14 protein-coding genes are annotated in these 18,954 nt (G+C 70.3%); 6 read left to right on the forward strand and 8 right to left on the reverse strand.

Going from position 1 to position 18,954, the window contains the following annotated elements:
* Nucleotides 1-3: 3 nt before the first annotated feature.
* The 4 genes from OG574_RS12090 to OG574_RS12105 all read right to left on the reverse strand — a co-directional run bounded on the left by OG574_RS12090 (nt 4) and on the right by OG574_RS12105 (nt 5,090).
* On the reverse strand, nt 4-1,446 hold the full coding sequence (locus OG574_RS12090) for a M1 family metallopeptidase (protein WP_326773208.1): 1,443 nt from the start codon (nt 1,444-1,446) through the stop codon (nt 4-6).
* Nucleotides 1,443-3,116, reverse strand: coding sequence for an extracellular solute-binding protein (locus OG574_RS12095; RefSeq protein ID WP_326773209.1), 1,674 nt, complete (start codon nt 3,114-3,116; stop codon nt 1,443-1,445). The genes OG574_RS12090 and OG574_RS12095 overlap by 4 nt, the downstream gene beginning before the upstream one ends.
* A 65-nt stretch (nt 3,117-3,181) precedes the next feature.
* Nucleotides 3,182-4,042: a carbohydrate ABC transporter permease gene (locus OG574_RS12100; RefSeq protein ID WP_326778440.1), complete on the reverse strand. Its 861-nt coding sequence runs from the start codon at nt 4,040-4,042 to the stop codon at nt 3,182-3,184.
* 91 nt (nt 4,043-4,133) lie between these two features.
* Entirely contained in the window at nt 4,134-5,090 is a 957-nt protein-coding gene (locus OG574_RS12105; RefSeq protein ID WP_326773210.1) for an ABC transporter permease, read from the reverse strand.
* A 298-nt stretch (nt 5,091-5,388) separates the two neighbouring features.
* Between OG574_RS12105 and OG574_RS12110 the strand changes: the two genes are divergently transcribed.
* The 6 genes from OG574_RS12110 (at nt 5,389) to OG574_RS12135 (ending at nt 15,348) form a co-directional block, all read left to right on the forward strand.
* Entirely contained in the window at nt 5,389-6,375 is a 987-nt protein-coding gene (locus OG574_RS12110) for a hydroxyacid dehydrogenase (protein ID WP_398380248.1), read from the forward strand.
* 125 nt (nt 6,376-6,500) lie between these two features.
* On the forward strand, nt 6,501-7,595 hold the full coding sequence (locus OG574_RS12115; protein WP_326778441.1) for a LacI family DNA-binding transcriptional regulator: 1,095 nt from the start codon (nt 6,501-6,503) through the stop codon (nt 7,593-7,595).
* 518 nt (nt 7,596-8,113) lie between these two features.
* Nucleotides 8,114-9,487: a M60 family metallopeptidase gene (locus OG574_RS12120; RefSeq protein WP_326773212.1), complete on the forward strand. Its 1,374-nt coding sequence runs from the start codon at nt 8,114-8,116 to the stop codon at nt 9,485-9,487.
* 57 nt (nt 9,488-9,544) lie between these two features.
* A complete protein-coding gene (locus OG574_RS12125) occupies nt 9,545-11,980 on the forward strand; it encodes a polysaccharide lyase 8 family protein (protein WP_326773213.1) in 2,436 nt (811 codons plus the stop codon).
* A gap of 95 nt (nt 11,981-12,075) precedes the next feature.
* Entirely contained in the window at nt 12,076-13,992 is a 1,917-nt protein-coding gene (locus OG574_RS12130; protein ID WP_326773214.1) for a DUF2264 domain-containing protein, read from the forward strand.
* 162 nt (nt 13,993-14,154) lie between these two features.
* Nucleotides 14,155-15,348, forward strand: a complete 1,194-nt coding sequence (locus tag OG574_RS12135; RefSeq protein WP_326773215.1) for an RNA-guided endonuclease InsQ/TnpB family protein — start codon at nt 14,155-14,157, stop codon at nt 15,346-15,348.
* Nucleotides 15,349-15,377: 29 nt separating this feature from the next.
* Here OG574_RS12135 and OG574_RS12140 read toward each other — a convergent pair whose 3' ends face one another.
* The 4 genes from OG574_RS12140 to OG574_RS12155 all read right to left on the reverse strand — a co-directional run bounded on the left by OG574_RS12140 (nt 15,378) and on the right by OG574_RS12155 (nt 18,896).
* Nucleotides 15,378-15,974, reverse strand: coding sequence for a GTP-binding protein (locus OG574_RS12140; RefSeq protein WP_100591715.1), 597 nt, complete (start codon nt 15,972-15,974; stop codon nt 15,378-15,380).
* Nucleotides 15,952-16,323, reverse strand: a complete 372-nt coding sequence (locus OG574_RS12145; RefSeq protein WP_100591714.1) for a DUF742 domain-containing protein — start codon at nt 16,321-16,323, stop codon at nt 15,952-15,954. Before OG574_RS12145 ends, OG574_RS12140 begins: the two co-directional genes overlap by 23 nt.
* A gap of 2 nt (nt 16,324-16,325) precedes the next feature.
* A complete protein-coding gene (locus OG574_RS12150) occupies nt 16,326-16,760 on the reverse strand; it encodes a roadblock/LC7 domain-containing protein (protein WP_100591713.1) in 435 nt (144 codons plus the stop codon).
* 114 nt (nt 16,761-16,874) lie between these two features.
* On the reverse strand, nt 16,875-18,896 hold the full coding sequence (locus OG574_RS12155) for a sensor histidine kinase (protein ID WP_326773216.1): 2,022 nt from the start codon (nt 18,894-18,896) through the stop codon (nt 16,875-16,877).
* Nucleotides 18,897-18,954 lie beyond the last annotated feature (58 nt).

Below are 18,954 nucleotides of genomic sequence, written 5' to 3' on the forward strand. Positions count from 1 at the left end.
GCGTCAGCTCCAGTCGGGGTGGCCGGGCATGGGCGGGTTGTCCTTGCTGAACAACCAGTCCTCCAGGAAGGGCCGCAGCGACGGGTCGTGTGTGACCCGTACCGCGTTGTCGATGAAGTCCTGGGAGTCGGCGTTGGCGTGCCGGTGCTTCGTGAGCCAGGACTTCATGATCGCGTCGTAGTCGTCCTGGCCGACCTGCTGGTTGAGGGCGTACAGCACGACGGCGGCCCCGTCGTAGATGTTGAACCCGCCGAGTTCGGTGGGCAGTCCGGGCGGCCCGTCGGTCTTGCGGACGGCGTCGAGCTTCCCGTACGCCGCCCTCATCTTGTCCTCCATGGAGGCGGTGCCCTGCTGGTCGGCCCACAGGGCCGCGTAGTAGACGGCGGGCCCCTCGTTCAGCCAGGCGCTCTGCCAGGTGGTGGGCGTGACCGAGTCGCCGAACCACTGGTGGGTCATCTCGTGGACCATGACGTTCGTGTACGTCGTCGACGTGGACGCGTCCTTGAACCAGCCCGGCCCGAACAGTGACAGGGTTTGGTTTTCCAACGCGTCGCTGTAGCCGTCACGGACGATCTGCATCCCGTAGGTGTCGAACGGGAAGCGCACGCCGAGGGTCTTCTCCAGCCACGCGATCTGGCCGCCGGTCTGCTCGACGATCGGCCGGTACGTGGCGACCTGGTCGTCGGGGACGTAGTGGCGCAGTTTCACTCCGTGCGGCCCCTTGCCGGTCAGGAGGGTCTGCTTCTCCACGGAGATGCCGAGGAGTTCGGAGGCCATGGGCGCGTCGAGCCGGAAGTCGGAGGTGGTCTTCCCTGCGCCCGCCGGGCGGGTGCCGGTCGCGGTGCCGTTGGCACCAGGCGTCCAGCCGTCGGGGGCGGTGAGGTGGAACGTCCAGCTCGCCTTGTCCATCGTCGTGTCGTTGACGGGCGCGAACGTGTCGGCGCGGGACGACTGCGCCGCGGAGGCGAACCCACCGTCGCTCATGTAGCGCCAGCCGGGGACGCCGATCGGCTTCGTCTTCCCGTTGCCGTGATAGGTGACGGCGACCTCGAAGGACCGGTTGTCGTGCAGGCCGCCGGCCGGCGTGACCGTCAGCTCCTGGCCGCTCTTGCCGAGCGACACGGCGAAGGCCGCGTCCTTGCCGTTGACCTTCACCGCGTCGATGGCGAGCGAGTCGATGTCGAGGTTGAAGGAGGAGAGGTCCTGGGTGGCCTTCGCGCTGATCTTCATGGTGCCGGTGAAGTCGTACGTCACCGGCGTGAAGTCGAACGAGAGGTCGTAGTGCCGGACGTCGTAGCCGCCGTTGCCGAGCGTGGGGAACAGCGGATCCCCGACGCCGTCCGCGCCGGGCCTCGGGTCGAACGGGTGCGCCTGCGCGGGCGCGGCCAGGGCGAGGGTCGCGGCGGCCGCGGCGGTGGCGATGGCGGCGCGTACGGTGCGGGTCACTTGCCGGTTCCCTTCTGGGCGGCGTCCTCGAATTCGGAACGGCACTGCTCCCCGCCCTTGGCGAGGTAGTCCTTGACCAGGGCGTCGTAGTCCTTCATGGACTTGCGGCCGGAGACGATGTCCTTGAGCCCGTCGAGCTTGAGCGTGTAGAGGCTGCCGTATCCCTTCGAGTCCCAGGTGGGGGACGTGTAGTCCAGGTAGTCGGACTTCTCCAGCATCGGGATGAGCTTCGTGTACGCCTCGTGCGCGTGCGTCACCGCGTCCTTCGACGTCGGCGAGAACAGGGCCGGGACGGCGGAGGCGAGCTTGCCCCAGGGGACGCCGATGTCCTGGCTGCCGGTGGGCGTGAGTACGGGGATGCCCTTGGCGTCGCGCTTGAAGTCGGCGCCCTCCACCCCGAAGTTGATGAGGGTGTACTCCTCGGTGCCGAACGGCGCGGCGATGAAGTCGAGGAGGCGAAGGATCTGCTCGACGCGCGCCTTGGGAGCCTTCTTCACGAAGGACTCGCTGAGCGTGGCGTTGTCGGTCCAGGTGACCGCCTTGGCGCCGATCGGTACGAAGGGCCGAACGTCATAGCTCTTGTCGATGGCGGCCATGGCGTCGACGTAACCGCTGGAGGGCTGGAGGTAGGCGGGCATGCCGTCGTAGACGTACGCGCCCTTGCCGTTCTTGAAGAGGTCCGTGTACTGGGCCTTCTGGGCGCCGGTCATGGCGAGGGTGCCGGGGTAGTAGCAGCCCGCCTTGTAGAGCTTGGCCGCCATCTCCACGGCGGAGCGGTACTCGTCGGTCTCGAGGTCGGCGGTGAACTTGCCGGTCTTCTTGTCCATCGACCAGAAGTAGGGCGCGCCTGCCGACATGGCGAGCATGCTGGTGGCGCCCGCGATGATCGCGTACTGCTTCTTCTTCGGCTGCGTCAGCTCCTTGCAGACCTCGAAGAAGCGGTCCAGGTCGGTGATCTGGTCGAGGCTGTCGACCCCGACCTCCTTGAACAGGTCGTGCCGGTAGAAGCCGGCGCCGGAGGTTCCGTAGCGCGTGATCGGAACGCCGTACAGCGTGTCTCCGTACAGGCCCTGCTGCCACGCGCTCGCCGGGATCTCCGCGAGGTTCGGGTACGCCTTGACCTTGTCGCCGGACAGGAACGGCGTCAGGTCGGCGCACTCGGCGGCGAGGAAGGCCGCCTTGTGGTCGACTCCGCCGGTCTCCGGATACATGAAGACGTCAGCGAGGTCACCGCCCGCGACCATCGTCGAGAACTTCGCCGGGTAGTCGTCGGCGGCCACGGCGGTGATGTCGACCGTGCCGCCGAGCCGCTTCTCGATCGCCTGCCAGGCGGCGTTCCTGGCGCGGGCCGGGGCGGGCGGCGCGTAGGTCTCGGTGAACGCCTTGACGGTCTTGGCGCCCTTGAGCGGAGTGCCCTCGACGGAGCGGACCGGGGTCTTCGGGTAGCTGAAGAAGGCGTTGGGCACACCGGCGGCTGTGCCGGGGAGGTCGGCCTTGACGGTGTTGGCCGTGACGGTGGACGGCAGCACCTTGCGGCTCTTCGCGGCGGACTTCTCGGCGGCGCCGCCGTCACCGCATGCGGTCAGCAGCGGGGCCGCGGCGAGTCCGAGGCCCAGGCCGAAGGACGTCCTCAGCAGGGTTCTGCGATTGATGGGGGTGGAGCGCGGCACGGTGAACTCCTCGGTGACGGAGGGGACATGAGCGCGGGGGGGGTGCGAGCGGGGACTGCGCGGGGTCAGCCCTTGATGGCGCCGGTGAGGACGCCCTTGGTGAAGTAGCGCTGGAGGAAGGGGTAGACACACAGGATCGGCACGACGGCGATCACCAAGACGGCCATCTGCACGGCCTGCTGGGGCGCGAGGGCCTCACCGGCCGAGGCGCCTTCGAGGGACTGGCCCTGGAGGACGAAGGTGCGAAGCACCATGGAGAGCGGCCACTTGTCGTTGTCGCTCAGGTAGAGCATCGCGTTGAAGAAGGCGTTCCAGTACGTCACCGCGTAGAACAGGCTGATCACGGCGATGACGGCCTTCGACAGCGGCAGCACGATGCGCACCAGGGTGCGCAGGTCGCCCGCGCCGTCCACCTTCGCGGCGTCGTACAGCTCCTCGGGCAGGTTCATGAAGAAGGAGCGCAGGACGACCAGGTTGAACGCGCTGACCATGGTGGGCAGCACGAGCGAGGCCAGGGTGTTGTACAGGCCGAGTTCCTTGATGGTGAGGAACTTGGGGATGATGCCCGGGTCGAAGAGCATCGTGAACAGGGCCGTCATGAGGATGAAGCGGGAGCCGGTGACCTCGCGGCGCGAGAGCCCGTACGCCATCCCGATGGTGACGAGGACGCTGGTCGCGGTGCCCACGAGGGTCACGCCGACGGAGACGAGCAGCGCGTGCGTGACGACGCCGCCGCTGAAGACCGTGCGGTACGCCTCCAGGGTCGGGTGGTCGGGCCACAGGACGAGGCCGGGGCTGCGGATGATGTCGGACTGCGAGGCGAAGCTCGTGCCGATCACTCCGAGCAGTGGGTAGGCGACGGCCGCGACCACCAGGACCAGCACAAGTCCCTTGAGGAGCAGGCCGGTTCGGGTGGGTTTCTCCATCCAGGGCGGACGGCCGTCGGACACCCTGATGCCGGTTTCGGCAGGAGCGGCCGGCTTGCGATCGCGGCGTCCGGCGGCCGCTGTCTGCGTCTCAGCGGTCAGCACCGCGGTACACCCCTTCGTGGCCGAGCCGGTGGGCGAACTTGTTCGCGCCGAGTACGAGGACGGTGCCGATGACCGCCTTGACCAGTCCTACGGCCGCCGACGTGCCCCAGTCGTTGTTCTTGATCCCGTGGAAGTACACGTAGGTGTCGAGGACTTCACCGGCGGCGGGGCCGACCGCGTCGCGCTGGAGCAGGATCTGCTCGAAGCCGACGGAGAGGATCTGCCCCAGGTTGAGGATCAGGAGCAGGATGATCACCGGGGAGATGCCGGGCAGCGTGACGTGCCACAGGCGCCGGGCGCGCCCCGCCCCGTCGATCGCCGAGGCCTCGTACAGGCCCCGGTCGATGTTGAGCAGGGCGGCGAGCATGATGATCGTGCCCCAGCCCGCGTCCTTCCAGGCCACCTGGAGAGTGAGGAGCCAGGGGAAGGCGGCCGGGTCGGTCGTCATGTCGTAGCGCGGCAGGCCGAGCTGGCCGAGGAGGTCGGGCAGGACGCCGGCGCCGCCGAGGATCTGCTGGAAGATCGAGACGATGATGACCCAGCCGATGAAGTGCGGCAGATAGACGACGCTCTGCACGAACCGGCGGACCTTGTCGCTGACGATGCTGTTGAGCAGCAGCGCGAGGGCGATGGGGACCGGGAAGAAGAACACCAGCTGGACGAGCGCGATCTTCAGCGTGTTGCCGGTCGCCGACCAGAACGCCGGGTCGGCGAAGGCGGACGTGAAGTTCGAGACGCCCGCCCAGGCGCTGCGCATGTAGCCCAGGTACGGCTGGTAGTCCTGGAACGCCACCACGTAGCCGAGGAGCGGCACGTAGTGGAACACGCAGAAATAGAGCAGGCCCGGCAGGGTCAGCAGCAGCATGACCTTGTCCCGCTTGAGCCGCTGCCCCAGCGAGAGGCGGTGAACTGCCCGCGGCGGGGAGGGCGTTGTATCAGCCATGGGGCGGCAAGTTAGTAATCGGTTACCCCTCACGTCAATAGGTCTGGGCAACACCTGGGTTAAGCGAGTTTTTCAACTGCCCGTTCCTGACGGGTATTTGGCACTATTTCGGGCTAAGACGGCCGAGGGTCAGGGTCGGCATGCTTGACGCTCACCCCTCGTGATCCCTAGCGTGCGGTGACTTCATAGAACACGTTTACTGTCCGGAGGCAGGGTGCGTACCACTGACGAGTCGCCGGTCCAGGCCGACTCCGCCGGCTCCACACGGCCCCCACGCAGGCCCCGTACCGTCCTGGCGATGGACGCGGGCCTGCTCGACGATGTCTTTCCGCCCGCCGTACGGCTGCGGCTCGAGGAGTCCGCGGACATCCGGCCGCCACAGGTGGTGGGCGAGTTCGGGAGCCCCGAGGCGGTGGCCGCGCTCGCCGAGTGCGAGGTCCTGCTGACCGGCTGGGGCTGCCCGCACATCGACACGGACGTGCTCGACCGGGCGCCGCGGCTGCGCGCGGTGATCCACTCGGCGGGCACGGTCAAGACGTTCCTGACCCCCGAGGCGTACAGGCGCGGCATCGCGGTGTCGTCGGCAGCGGCCGCCAACGCCGTACCCGTCGCGGAGTTCACTCTCGCGGCGATCATCATGGGCGCCAAGCGGGCCTTCCCGCTCGCCCAGCTGTTCCGCTCCCGCCGCTCCCACCGCACCGCGGCCGACCTCGACCGCCACCACTGGCTCGGCACGCACGGCATCACCGTCGGCGTGGTCGGCGCGTCACGCACCGGCCGCAGGGTCATCCAGCTGCTGCGCTCCATCGACGCCGACGTCCTGCTCCACGACCCGTACGTGAGCGCCGCCGAGGCGGAGCTGCTCGGGGCCACCCGCACCGACCTCGACACCCTCGTCGCCACCAGCGACGTCGTGACCCTGCACGCGCCGTCCACCGCCCTCACGCATCATCTGCTCGACGAGCGGCGCATCGCGCTGATGCGACCGGGCGCCCTGCTGATCAACACGGCGCGCGGCCCGCTCGTCGACACCGAAGCCCTCACCTTGCACCTGGTCAGCGGCCGGATCGATGCCGTGCTCGACGTCACGGACCCCGAGCCGCTGCCCGCCGACCACCCCCTGTGGGACCTGCCCAACGTGTTCATCACCCCGCACATGGCGGGGGCGCAGGGCAACGAGGTGGGACGGCTCGGCGCCCTCGCGGTCGACGAACTCGCCCGCTACGCGCGCGGGGTGCCGCTCAACCACCCCGTACTCCTGGAGGAACTGGAGCGCATCGCGTGAACGGGCGCCCGGCGGACGCCATAGGCTCTGCGCACGGAACGGTCGCGGGACGGGTCGCGGGACCCGCCGCGCAGACCGGTGACCAGGACGACCATGACGACCGCGACGACCAGGGGGAGGTCCGGATGCCCAGGCAGGGCTCGACGGCGAACGGACGGCGCGCGACCGTCGTGGACGTGGCGCGTCTCGCGGGCGTGTCGACCGCGACCGTGTCCCGCGTGATGAACCGCAACTACCCGGTCGCGGCCGCCACCCGCGAGCGCGTCGAGGAGGCCATGCGGCAGCTGGGCTATGTGGTCAACGCCCATGCCCGCGCCCTGGCCGGTGTCTCCGGACGCACGGTCGGCATCATCATCAGCGACGTGGTCGACCCCTTCTACGCCTACATCGCGCGCGGCGTGGAACGCGAGGCGACGGCGGGCAGCCGGCTCTGCCTGGTCTGCAGCACCCAGGGCGACCCGCAGCGCGAGCTGGCCTTCATCGAGCTGATGCACGAGCGCCGTGCCGACGCGGTGATCCTCGTCGGCGGCAGCGTCGCCGACCGGGGCTACCGCACGGAACTCGCACGCCGCGCCCGCGAACTGGACGCCGGCGGCTCGAAGCTCGTGCTGTGCGGCCGACCCTCCCTCGGCAAGGACGCGCCCACGGTCGGGGTCGAGTACGACAACGAGGGCGGCGCCTTCGCGATCACCGACCACCTCCTGACCGAGGGCCACGAGCGGATCCTGTACCTGGGCGGGCCGCCGGGGCTCTCCACCACCAAGGAACGGATCGCCGGCCACCGTCGCGCCCTGGAACAGCGCGGGCTGCCGCGCGATCCGGCGCTCGTACAGCCCGGGGCGTTCAGCCGCCAGTTCGGCCATCGCCGGATGACGGAACTGCTGCGCGACGGGCCGGAGTTCACCGCCGTCTTCGCGGCCAACGACATCGTGGCGGCGGGCGCGGCCCAGGCCCTGGAGGAGGCCGGATTGCGGGTGCCGCAGGACGTCTCCCTGGTCGGCTACGACGACGTGCCCGTGGCGCAGGAGCTGCGACCGCGCCTCACCACCGTCCACATCCCGCTCGAGGAGATGGGCCGCCAGGCCGTCCGCGTCGCCCTCGCGGGCGGCGACGAGGACGACTGGCGGGCCCCGACGACGGGCACGCTGCGCCTCGGTACACATCTGGTGGTACGCGAATCCGTGGGGGCACCGCGTGGGGGGCGGCGGCGCCGGGTGTGAGCCGTTGGGTGCGGTGGCGCCGGGTGTGAGCCGCGCGCCGGCCGGCGTTCCGCTCTGGGCTCCGGGTGGCGGTCCCCTTGGAGGCCCGCCTGGCGGTCCCCCTTGGAGTCCCGCTCGGCGGTCAGCTCGGCGGTCCGCTTGTCGGTTCGCTTGGCGTTCCGCTCAGGGCTCCGCTTGGCGTTCCCCTTGGAGCCCCGCCTGGAGGTCCCCTTGGAGTCCCGCTCGGCGGTCCGCTTACCAGTCCGCTCGGCGTTCAGCTTGCCAGTCCGCTCGGCGTTCAGCTTGCCGGTTCGCTCGGCGTTCAGCTTGCCGGTCCGCTTGTCGGTCCGCTCGGCAGCGTTCGACGGCTCTCCGCCCGGGCGTTGTTCACCGGTTTCGCCCTCAGGTCGTAGTAACAGACAGAAACTTGCCGGGCCCCCTTGCGGCGGGATAGCAAACGCTTACATGCTGGCGCGCAGCCCGCACATCACTCCGATGCTGTTGATCCCCATGGGAGTCTCTGGATGCGCCCTGCCCGTATGCCTTCCGCCGCCTCGGCCGACGCTGCTGTCCCCGCCGGCACCCCCGCCACCTCGGGCTTCTCCCGTCGTGGGGTGCTCGCCACCCTGGCCGGCGCGGGAGCCGCCACGCTGCTCGGCACCGGCACCGCAAGTGCCCACTCCGTGCGCGCTGCCGGCCTCACCGTCCCGCTCATCGCACGCCCCTCCGCCGAGACGGAGCGCCTCCGCCTCGGACAGGCCCTGCGCGCCACCGAGTTCCAGCCGACCGGGCAGTACGTCCCCGCCGGGGCCGCACTGCGCTTCGACGTGCTGCCCCACGACGGCCTCGTGCCCACGCTCTGGATCGGGCAGTGGGACTACTACGGCACAGTGACGGAGCCCCGCAGCTATGCGCTGAAGCCCGGCGCCAACACGGTCACCGACCCGCACGGCGGTCCCGTCTACTTCTCCCTCGAAGGCCACGGCGAGCGCGCCGCCGTGAAGTTCAGGTCGGGCGCCACCTCGATGCCCGTCTTCACGCTCGGCCGCACCTCCGAGGCCGACTACCAGCGGCAGTTGGACACCCTCACCGACGTGCCGGTGGTCGAGCTGCACGCGCCGCGCACCATCATGACGCTGACGCGCGACGGCGCGCTCCTGTACCGCGACCAGGACCACGCGGCGCTGCTCCGGCTCGTCGAGCAGATCATCGAGGCCGAGTCGCAAATCAGCGGGCTCGACGGCTCGAAGCCGGTGCACCGGCCGAAGGCGGGCGGCTACCACTTCACCGAGGTGTCGGTGGTCCCGTCCGGAGTCGGCGCCTACGCCACGCACGGCTACAACGGCTTCCCGCGCGCCTATCTCGACCGCGCCACCACCGTCGACGGGCTGCGCACCCGGGGCTGGGGCCTCTACCACGAGCTCGGGCACCTGCATCAGCAGATGGCGTACAAGCCGACGGGCCTGACCGAGGTCACGGTCAACATCTACTCGCTCGCGGTGCAGCGGGCCCTTGGCCAGCCGTCGAACCTTCTGACCGTCGACCCGAAGACCGGCCTCAACCCCTTCCAGTCCGCACGCGCGAAGTTCGGCACGGACGGGCTGACGTACGAGAAGTCCTTCGGCGCCTACGAGAAGCTCGTGCCGCTGCGGCAGCTGGAGCTGGCCTTCGGTGACGACTTCTGGCCGCGGTTGCACCGGCTTGTGCGCGAGGAGAACCCGCAGTCCGACTACACCGAGACCGCCAAGCGGTACCGCGCCCTGTCGACCTACGCCAGCCGTGTCTCCGGCCGCGACCTCACGGACTTCTTCGTCCGCGACTGGGCCTTCCCCATCGACGCCACCGGACTGGCCGAGATCGCCGCGCTCCAGCTGCCGAAGCCGACCGTCGAACCGGCCACGCTGACCGACTGACCCGACCGACGCGACTCACGCGACCGACGCGACCGACCCGGAGGGGACCCACCGAACATGGACCTCACTCGCAGACAGACCCTGACCCTGGCGGGCGCGACCGCCGCGGCGGCGCTCCCCCTGACAGCGGGAGTCGCGTCGGCAGCGGACGCCGCAGAAGCGGCGGACGCCCCTGCCGCCGACACGTTCGACGAACTGCTGGCGCGCGCCGAGGAGCAGCTCACCGGCGGCGCGTTCGACACCGCCGACCCGGACTTCGCCGCCGCCGTCAAGGCCCTCGACACGCAGGCGTCCGCCTGGTGGAAGGACCTCGACCGGAATGCGGGCAGGAAGGCTCTGTGGGCCGACCTTTCCCCTGCGTCGGACCCCGGAATGTTCGGGCAGAGCTATCCGCGCCTGCGCACCCTGGCCACCGCCTGGGCCACCCCCGGCACCTCGCTGACCGGCAGCCCGGAGGTCGCCGACGCACTCGTCGCGGCCCTGAGCTTCCTGGGCACCACTGGCTACAACCCGGCCCGCGGCGAGTCCGGCAACTGGTGGTTCTGGGAGATCGGCGCGCCCCGGGCGCTGATGGACACCTGCGTACTCATGCGGTCGAAGCTGCCTGCCGCGGATCTGGCCGGATACGTCGCGACCGTCGCGAAGTTCTGCCCGAACCCCGACCGCCGCACCAACTCCCCCTCCCTCTCCGAGACCGGCGCGAACCGCGCCGACAAGGCCGTCATCGTGGCCCTGCGCGGGCTGCTCGCCCGGGACGCGGCCACGGTCGCGCTGGCCCGCGACGGCCTGTCGGACGTGCGGGACAACGGGCGCCGCAGCCTCTTCACCTATGTCACCTCGGGCGACGGCTTCTACGAGGACGGGTCGTTCGTCCAGCACGACAGCGTCGCCTACACGGGGACGTACGGCAGTGTGCTGCTCGGCAGCGCGGGGCAGCTGATCGCGCTGCTCGCCGGGTCGGACTGGGCCGTGAACGACCCGAAGGTGTCGGTGCTGTACGAGGCGGTGGAGCGGTCCTTCTCGCCCGTCATGTTCGACGGGCTGATGATGGACGCGCTGCGCGGGCGGGCGATCTCGCGCGAGCGGGCCCGCGACTACAACGACGGTGCTGTCACCCTCACTTACATCCTCCAGCTCGCCGCGGGCGCCCCGGCCCCGTACGCCGACCGCTGGCGTGCGCTCGCCAAGGGGTGGATCAGCCGTAACAAGGCCAATCCGTACGCGAGTCTCGTCGGCATCCCGGCTCTGGCGCGCGCAAAGGCCGTCCTCGACGACAAGGCGATCCCGGCGGCAGAGCGTCTCACCGGTCACTTCTCGTTCGCCGACATGGACCGCGTGGTGCACCGGCGCCCCGGCTGGGCGCTCGCCCTGTCGCTCTCCTCGAAGCGCATCGCCGCGTACGAAGCGGGCAACGGTGAGAACCTGCACGGCTGGTACACCGGCGACGGCATGACCTATCTGTACGACGGTGACGACCTCGGCCAGTTCGGCGACGGGTTCTGGCCGACCGTCGACCCGTACCGGCTGCCGGGCACGACGGTGGACACGCGCGCCCGTGCGGACCTCGGCACGGGCGCCGGCACCGGCACGTACCGCCCGAAGAACGCCGTGGCGGGCGGCGCCGTCCTCCAGGACCAGTACGGCGCGGCAGCGATGGAACTCATCGCCGACGGCAGCACCTTGCAGGCGCGGAAGGCGTGGTTCTGCCTGGACAACGCGGTCGTCTCGCTCGGCGCGGGCATCACCGCGAGCGACGGCCGCGCGATCGAAACCGTCGTCGAGAACCGCAGTCTCCGCACTGGCGGGGCGCAACGCCTCCTGGTGGACGGGCGGCGGCAGCCTGGCGAGCAGGGCTGGTCCGCATCGCTGTCCCGCGCCGACTGGGCGCATCTGGAGGGCACGGGCGGCTACGTCTTTCCCGACCATCCAGGAAGCGCGCCCGACGGCGTCACCCTGAGAGCGCTGCGGGAGGAGCGCACCGGCACGTGGGGCGCCCTCAACTCCGGTGCGGACACCGGGGGCGGCACCGACCCGGTCACCCGCCGCTACGTCACCCTGTGGTTCGACCACGGCTCCTCCCCCACCGACTCCTCGTACGCCTACGTGCTCCTGCCGGGTGCGAGCGCCGTGGCGACCGGGATCTGGGCGCACTCGCGGCCCGTGCGGATCGTGGCGAACAACGCCACGGTCCAGGCCGTCGAGGCGCGCCGCCTCGGGCTCCTCGCCGCGCACTTCTGGGGTCCCGGCAGCGCCGCCGGACTCACATCGTCCGGTCCCGGCACCGTCCTGGTGCGGCGGCACGGCGACGCCATCGCGGTCGCCGTGGCCGACCCAAGCCGCACCGGGTCGACGCTCACGGTCGAACTCCCCTTCCCCGTACGCAAGGTGACCCGTGCCGACGACACGATCACACTCACCCCGGGCCGCCGGCCCGTCCTGACGATCGACGTCGCAGGCTCACGCGGGCACAGCCACACGGCGGAACTCGCATGAGGTCATGTCTGTCGGTTCCGACCGTCGACGTCCGTCCCAGGCACGCATAGGGTCACCCCGGCCCGCCACTTCCGATCAAGGAGCGACACGCCCCCATGCCCGCACCACACCTCTCACTGCCGCCCACCGACCGTGTCCTGTCCCCGCTCACGGGCTGGACGCGGGCCCACTGGGAGGCGCTCGCCGACCGGCAGTTGGAGGCGCTCATCCCGTACGCGACGCCCGGGTTCGCGCAGTACCGGCTGCCGGGGCGGGCCAGCTGGTCGGGCGTCGTGTCGGACGGGCTCGAGGGGTTCGCGCGGTCATTCCTGCTTGCCTCCTTCCGCATAGCGGGCGCGGGCGGGGACGTCGATCCCCGACTCGTAGAACGCTACGCGGAGGGTCTGACAACCGGCACGGACCGCGGGCGCGGCACGGGCCTCGACGGCGAGGCGTGGCCCGAACTCACCGACTGCTCCCAGCAGATGGTGGAGGCGGCGTCCATCGCGATCGGGCTGCACGAGACCCGCCCCTGGATCTGGGACAAGCTCGACTCCCGGGTCCAGGAGCGGATCGTGGACTGGTTCTCCGGATTCGTCGGCGGCCGCACCTGGGACAACAACTGGCGTCTCTTCCAGGTGGTTTCGGAGCAGTTCCTGGCCTCGGTCGGAGCCCCGTACAGCCAGGACGACATCGACGGCGGCCTCGACCGCATCGAGGACTGGTATGTCGGCGACGGCTGGTACACGGACGGGGACGGCCGCAACTTCGACTACTACATCGGCTGGGCCATGCATCTGTACCCGCTGCTGTGGGCGCGGATGACGGGACCGGACGGCGACGGCGGCCGCGCGAAGGTCTACCGGGAGCGCCTGTCGCAGTTCCTCACCACCTACCCGCACTTCTTCGGCGGTGACGGCGCACCCGTGCACCAGGGCCGCTCACTGACGTACCGTTTCGCCGCCACCGCGCCGGTGTGGATGGGCGCGCTCGCGGACTGCACCCCACTGGAGCCGGGGCTCACGCGACGCCTCGCGTCGGGCACCGCGCGGCACTTCGTGGAGCGCGGCGTCCCCGACGAGCGGGGCCTGCTGCCGCTCGGCTGGTACGGGACGTTCCTGCCGACGACGCAGGCGTACTCGGGCCCCGCCTCGCCGTACTGGGCGAGCAAGGGGTTCCTCGGACTGCTGCTGCCCGCCGACCATCCGGTGTGGACCGAGCGCGAGGCGCAGCTCCCCGTCGAGAAATCCGAGCGGGCCATCCAGTACACCGCGCTGCCCGCGCCCGGCTGGCTGCTGCACGGCACGCCCCACGACGGGATCGTGCGGCTGATCAACCACGGCAGCGACCACAACCCGCTCGAAGGTCCCGCCACGGACGATCCGCACTACGCGAAGCTCGCCTACTCCACGGCGACGGCGCCCGAGTCGGCGCCGCACGCCTGGAAGCGGACCGTCGACAACCATGTGGCGCTCGTCGCGGAGGACGGCACCCCGTCGCGCCGGCGCCGCATCCACCCGATCTCCTGCGAGGGGCGCGCCGCCTCGTCCCGCCATGACGCCCAACTGCCGGGATTCGACGAGGAGTTCCCGATCGAGTCGACGACCGTCCTGCACGGTCCGTGGGAGATCCGCGTGCACCGGGTGCAGGCACCCGCGGGCGTGACGGTCCGCGAGGGCGGCTACGCGGTCGCCGACGAGACCAGCGTCCACGCCGAGCGGGGCCCGGGCTGGGCGCTGACGCGCACGGAGGCCGGGGTGACCAGCGCGGTGGTGGCGCTGCACGGCTGGGACGAGGAGTCCGGTATCGCACGGGAGGTCGAGGCCAATGCCTACGGCCCGCACTCGGCGACGCCGTACCTCCGCTCGACCGGCCACCCCGGAGGATCCAGCGTGCACGTCACGCTCGCGGTCCTGACGCGCGACGTCGTGCACCCACGGGCCCTGCGCGAGTCGATCTCATGCGTGGCGGACCCCGGGGACGGCGGACAGGTGCGGATCACGTTCCCCGACGGCGGGACGGTCACCGTCTGACGCCCGTCATCGGGTTCCTTCGTGGATACCCCTGCCTTCAGGCAGGCGAGGAAGCGGACTCCTGCGGAGCAGGGCAAGGTGCGGTCTTTCGCCCCCAGGGTGAAAGACGTTGTTCTGACCCGCAGGTTTGGTCTCAAGTAGCGGTCACACTAGTTTGTGAGCGTGGCCACGACCTGTGTGAAGCGGGCGTTCAAGTACCGCTTCTATCCGACCGATGCGCAGGCAGCCGAGCTGTCGCGCACGTTCGGATGCGTGCGCAAGGTCTACAACCTTGCGCTTGCCGCCCGCACCGAAGCGTGGGCGCGGCAAGAGCGGGTCAACTACAACGCCACCTCGGCCATGCTGACCGCATGGAAGAAGACCGGGGAACTAGCGTTCCTCAACGAGGTTTCCTCGGTGCCGCTCCAGCAGTGTCTGCGACACTTGCAGACGGCGTTCAGTAACTTCTTCGCCAAGCGGGCCAAGTACCCGCGCTTCAAGTCGAAGAAGAAGTCCCGGAAATCCGCCGAATACACCACCAGCGGTTTCCGGTTCCGCTCCGGGGAGCTGACTCTGGCGAAGATGGCCCAGCCGCTGGACATCGTGTGGTCGCGCCCGCTGCCCGAGGGCGCATCCCCGTCCACGGTGACCGTGTCGCAGGACGCCGCGGGACGCTGGTTCGTCTCCCTGCTGTGCGAGGACCCGGCCATCCAGCCACTTGCCGCTACCGACTCGGCAGTGGGAATCGACGTCGGCCTGGACCACCTGCTGACCCTGTCCACCGGGGAGAAGATCGCCAACCCACGGCACGAACGCAAGGACCGTGCCGCCCTCGCCCAGGCTCAGCGCCGCATGGCGAAGAAGGAGCAGGGCAGTGCGAACCGGGCCAAGGCCCGACGCAAGGTCGCCAAGATCTACGCGAGGATCGCCGACCGCCGCCGCGACCACCTGCACAAACTGACCACTCGTCTCGTTCGTGAAAATCAAACGATCGTGATCGAGGACCTGACCGTGCGCAACATGGTCAAGAACCGGAAACTTGCCCGCGCCATCTCGGATGCGGCGTGGTCGGACTTTCGGAGCATGCTGGTGTACAAGGCCGCCTGGTACGGGCGGGAAGTGATCGCGGTCGACCGCTTCTTCCCCTCGTCCAAGCTGTGCTCCCACTGCGGCACCTTGCAGGGCACGATGCCGCTCAACGTCCGCACCTGGACGTGTGACTGCGGCACGACCCACGACCGGGACGTGAACGCAGCACGCAACCTTCTGGCCGCCGGGCTGGCGGTGACAGTCTGTGGAGCTGGTGTAAGACCTCAACGGAGTTCTCCGAGCGGGCAGTCGGCGACGAAGCAGAAAACCCCACGGCGCGAGCCGTAGGAATCCCCTCCTACAGGAGCGGGAGCATGTCAAGTGTGGGCCCCGTACGTCGTCTGGGCGGGGGCGTGGGCCAGGAGGTGCCTGACGAGGGTGAGGAGGGTCTGGATGCCCGAGCTGGAGATCCGCGCGTCGCACCGCACGACGGGCACCTGCGGGTCGAGGTCGATGGCCGCCCGCACTTCGTCGGGGTCGTAACGGTAGGCGCCGTCGAACTCGTTGACGGCCACGATGAACCCCATGCCGCGCTCCTCGAAGAAGTCGACGGCCGCGAAGCAGTCCTCGAGACGGCGGGTGTCCGCGAGGATCACCGCACCGAGCGCCCCCTCGGAGAGCTCGTCCCACATGAACCAGAAGCGCTCCTGCCCGGGCGTGCCGAACAGATACAGCACGTGTTCCGGGTCCAGGGTGATCCGCCCGAAGTCCATCGCGACCGTCGTCTCGACCTTGTTCTCGATTCCTTCGAGGTCGTCGGTCTCGGCGCTGACCGTGGTGAGCAGCTCTTCCGTGCTCAGCGGGGCGATCTCGCTGACCGCACCGACGAAGGTCGTCTTGCCGACACCGAAGCCACCCGCGACCAGGATCTTCAGCGCGGTGGGGAAGGCGTCAGAGCTGTCGTCGTAGTCCATCGAGCACTGCCTCCAGTAGGGACCGGTCAGTGGGGTTGTCGTGGAACGTGGGGGGCTTGGTGGTGATCGCCCCGCAGTCGACGAGGTCGGACAGCAGGACCTTCGTGACGGCGGCGGGGAGTTTCAGATGGGCCGCGATCTCCGCGACCGATGTGGGGTGGGCACACAGTTTGAGCGCCTCACCGTGTTCGGGCCCTAAGTAGCCGAGCGGGGTGGCCCCGGTCGCCATCACCAGCGACAGGAGATCCAGCGCAGTGGTCGGCTGCGTCCGCCCGTTGCTCACCGTGTACGGGCGGACGAGGCGGCCGGCCGCTGCGTCGAGCCACGGCCCGTCCTGCGGGGCCGTCATGCTCAGTTCCTCATCGCCGTGGGTTCGGCCGCGTGCTGGCGGGGCGCCGTCATCAGGTACGGGCGCACGCTCTTGACCAGCATGGCCATCTCGTAGCCGAGCACCGCGGCGTCGGCCTCACGCCCGGCGAGCACGGCGAGGCACGTGCCGGAGCCCGCGGTGGAGACGAACAGCAGGGTGGAGTCCAGCTCGACGACGACCTGCCGGACCTCACCCCCGTCCCCGAATCGGACGCCCGCGCTACGTCCGAGGGAGTACAGGCCCGACGCCAGGGCCGCCATGTGGTCGGCGCTGTCGGCGTCGAGGCCGTGGACGGACTTGACCAGCCCGTCGGACGAGAGGAGGACGGCGCTGCGGGTGTGCGGCACACGCTGGACGAGGCCGCTCATCAGCCAGTCGAGATCGGACACATGACCCGTCGGCACATCGCTCGCCATGGGGGATCGACTCCTTGGTGGACTGCTGGGGGTGCGTTGACTGTGGGAAGTGCGGGACTGCTTGCGGCACTTGGCGGGCACGCGCGGGGTGGGCGCACCGGTGGCGGGCGAACGTCATCCGGCCGTATCGCTCCCGTCGTGCCGTGCGTCCGGTTCGTAGGCGGCGAGTGACCCGGTGGCGGGACCGCCGGTCGGCTCGGGACCGGCCTGAGGCAGGTCGCGCACACCGAGGGTCAGGTCTCGCGCCTCGGCTGCCTCCGCGAGCCCGATGCCGCGCTGGAACGCCGCCATCAGACCGGGGTCGTGGAGTACGGGCGCCTCGTTGTCGGGACGCTCCTGCCGCTGCGCCGGGCCGCCCCTCAGCTGCGGCGCGAGGTGTTCCTGGACGCGCCGTTTGGGGAGTTGAGGTCGCCCCATGGTCCCGCGTACGGCGCCGTTGACCGGGGTCGGCTGGAGGGGCGTGTGCTCCACGGTGGCCTGCGGGTCCTCCGAACGGATGCCGGGCAGCGCGTCGGCGGGTGTCCGTCGCTCCTCCCTGGCGGTACGCAGCGGGAGGGGAGGCGCGACGCCGTTCGCCCCGGAATGTCTGCCGTCGGAAGCCCCGCCCTGAGGCTGCCGCGGGACGACGGCCACGCCGGCGTGCGGGGTCTCGCGGGGCGGCGGGGGTTGATGGGGTGCCGGGTACTGCTGGGGGTCGAATGGCTGAAGGTCGGGCTGAGGGGGACGGGGGAGCTGGTTCTGTGGCTGGGGCTGTGGTGGCCGGCGGTGGGACTGCGGCTGAGGCTGCTGTTCGAGCTGGTGCTGCCGTTCCTGCTGGCTCTGGTGTTGCGAGAGTCGCCGTTCATGCGCCTGGTGCCGCTGGTGCATGGTCTGCGCGCTGTCGTCCGTGGCGTCCGCGGCGCTCCGTGGCCTCGGCGCTGGCTCGTTCTCGTCGCCGCCGAGCAGGCTCTGCGGCACGACGAGGACCGCCTGCACACCACCGTAGATATTGCTCTGGAGCCGGACCGTGATGCCGTGTCTGCGGGCGAGCTGCGAGACGACGAAGAGGCCGATGCGCCCGTCCTGGAGCAGGCTCGCGACGTTGACCTGGTCCGGGTCGGCGAGCAGCGTGTTCATCTTGTTCTGCTCGGTCACGGGCATTCCGAGGCCGCGGTCCTCGACCTCGATGGCGAGACCGGACGTGACGGTGTTGGCGCGGAGCAGGACTTGGGTGTGCGGGGCCGAGAACACGGTGGCGTTCTCGACGAGTTCGGCGAGCAGGTGGATGCAGTCGGCGACGGCGTGCCCGCGCAGGGTGCCGTCGACCGGCGGGACGAGTTTGACCCGTGAGTACTGCTCGACCTCCGCTATGGCCGACCGCATGACCTCGGTCATGGAGACCGGGCGGCTCCACTGGCGCCGGGACACGGCGCCGCCGAGCACGGCCAGGTTCTCGGCGTGCCTGCGGATCCGGGTGGCGAGGTGGTCGACGTGGAAGAGGCCCTTGAGCAGGTCGGGGTCCTCGACGTCGTTCTCCAGTTCGTCGAGGATCGAGATCTCGCGGTGCACGAGGGACTGCAGCCGCCGGGCCAGATTGACGAAGACCTCGACCTTCTGTTCGCTGCCCGCGTGGCTGGAGAGCTGGGACGCCTGGACGACGGCGGTGACGGCCACGTCCTGGGCGCGCGTCATGTCCGCGGCCAGCAGGTCGAACTCGTCGGCGTCCGGGGCGGCCGCGGGAGGCTGTCTGCGGGGCGGCGGCCCCTCACCCTTACGCAACTGCTCCACGAGACCGCGCAGTTCACCCTGCCCGCGCGCACTCGCACGGCGCAGGACACCGACCCGTTCGCGTACGGTCCTGGCCGCCCGGTCGGCGGCCACGGCGGCGATCACGATGCCGGCCAGGGTGACGAGGCACGCTCCGGCGAGGACGGCCCAGAGGGCGAGCCCGGGGCGGGCGCCCGTGGAGCGGATGGTGAAGAGAACGGCCGCGCTGGCGCTCAGGGCGACGGCGAGCGGGGGCAGTACGGCAAGGCGCAGAAGCTGGGGCCGTATGTGGGTCTCGGGCTGCGGGGGGACGGACCGGCCGCCCGGCCTGCCGTGCCGACCGCCCTCTCGGCGGTCTGCTCGGGGGGCCGGCGGGCGAAGGTGAGACATTCGGCGTCCTCGTACGTGGGGGCTCCTGCGGGTCGGCGCGAGGCGGGCAGGCGGCATC

It is taken from the genome of Streptomyces sp. NBC_01445 (genome assembly GCF_035918235.1).
In the GTDB taxonomy this organism is placed as follows: Bacteria; Actinomycetota; Actinomycetes; order Streptomycetales; family Streptomycetaceae; genus Streptomyces.

What these genes read in the sequence shown, in the direction of transcription:
- OG574_RS12155 (WP_326773216.1), bottom strand. Translation starts at nt 18,896, where the DNA reads ATGTCTCACCTTCGCCCGCCGGCCCCCCGAGCAGACCGCCGAGAGGGC.
- OG574_RS12120 (WP_326773212.1), top strand. Translation starts at nt 8,114, where the DNA reads ATGCCTTCCGCCGCCTCGGCCGACGCTGCTGTCCCCGCCGGCACCCCC.
- OG574_RS12125 (WP_326773213.1), top strand. Translation starts at nt 9,545, where the DNA reads ATGGACCTCACTCGCAGACAGACCCTGACCCTGGCGGGCGCGACCGCC.
- OG574_RS12145 (WP_100591714.1), bottom strand. Translation starts at nt 16,323, where the DNA reads ATGACGGCCCCGCAGGACGGGCCGTGGCTCGACGCAGCGGCCGGCCGC.
- OG574_RS12115 (WP_326778441.1), top strand. Translation starts at nt 6,501, where the DNA reads ATGCCCAGGCAGGGCTCGACGGCGAACGGACGGCGCGCGACCGTCGTG.
- OG574_RS12105 (WP_326773210.1), bottom strand. Translation starts at nt 5,090, where the DNA reads ATGGCTGATACAACGCCCTCCCCGCCGCGGGCAGTTCACCGCCTCTCG.
- OG574_RS12130 (WP_326773214.1), top strand. Translation starts at nt 12,076, where the DNA reads ATGCCCGCACCACACCTCTCACTGCCGCCCACCGACCGTGTCCTGTCC.
- OG574_RS12150 (WP_100591713.1), bottom strand. Translation starts at nt 16,760, where the DNA reads ATGGCGAGCGATGTGCCGACGGGTCATGTGTCCGATCTCGACTGGCTG.
- OG574_RS12100 (WP_326778440.1), bottom strand. Translation starts at nt 4,042, where the DNA reads ATGGAGAAACCCACCCGAACCGGCCTGCTCCTCAAGGGACTTGTGCTG.
- OG574_RS12110 (WP_398380248.1), top strand. Translation starts at nt 5,389, where the DNA reads ATGGACGCGGGCCTGCTCGACGATGTCTTTCCGCCCGCCGTACGGCTG.
- OG574_RS12140 (WP_100591715.1), bottom strand. Translation starts at nt 15,974, where the DNA reads ATGGACTACGACGACAGCTCTGACGCCTTCCCCACCGCGCTGAAGATC.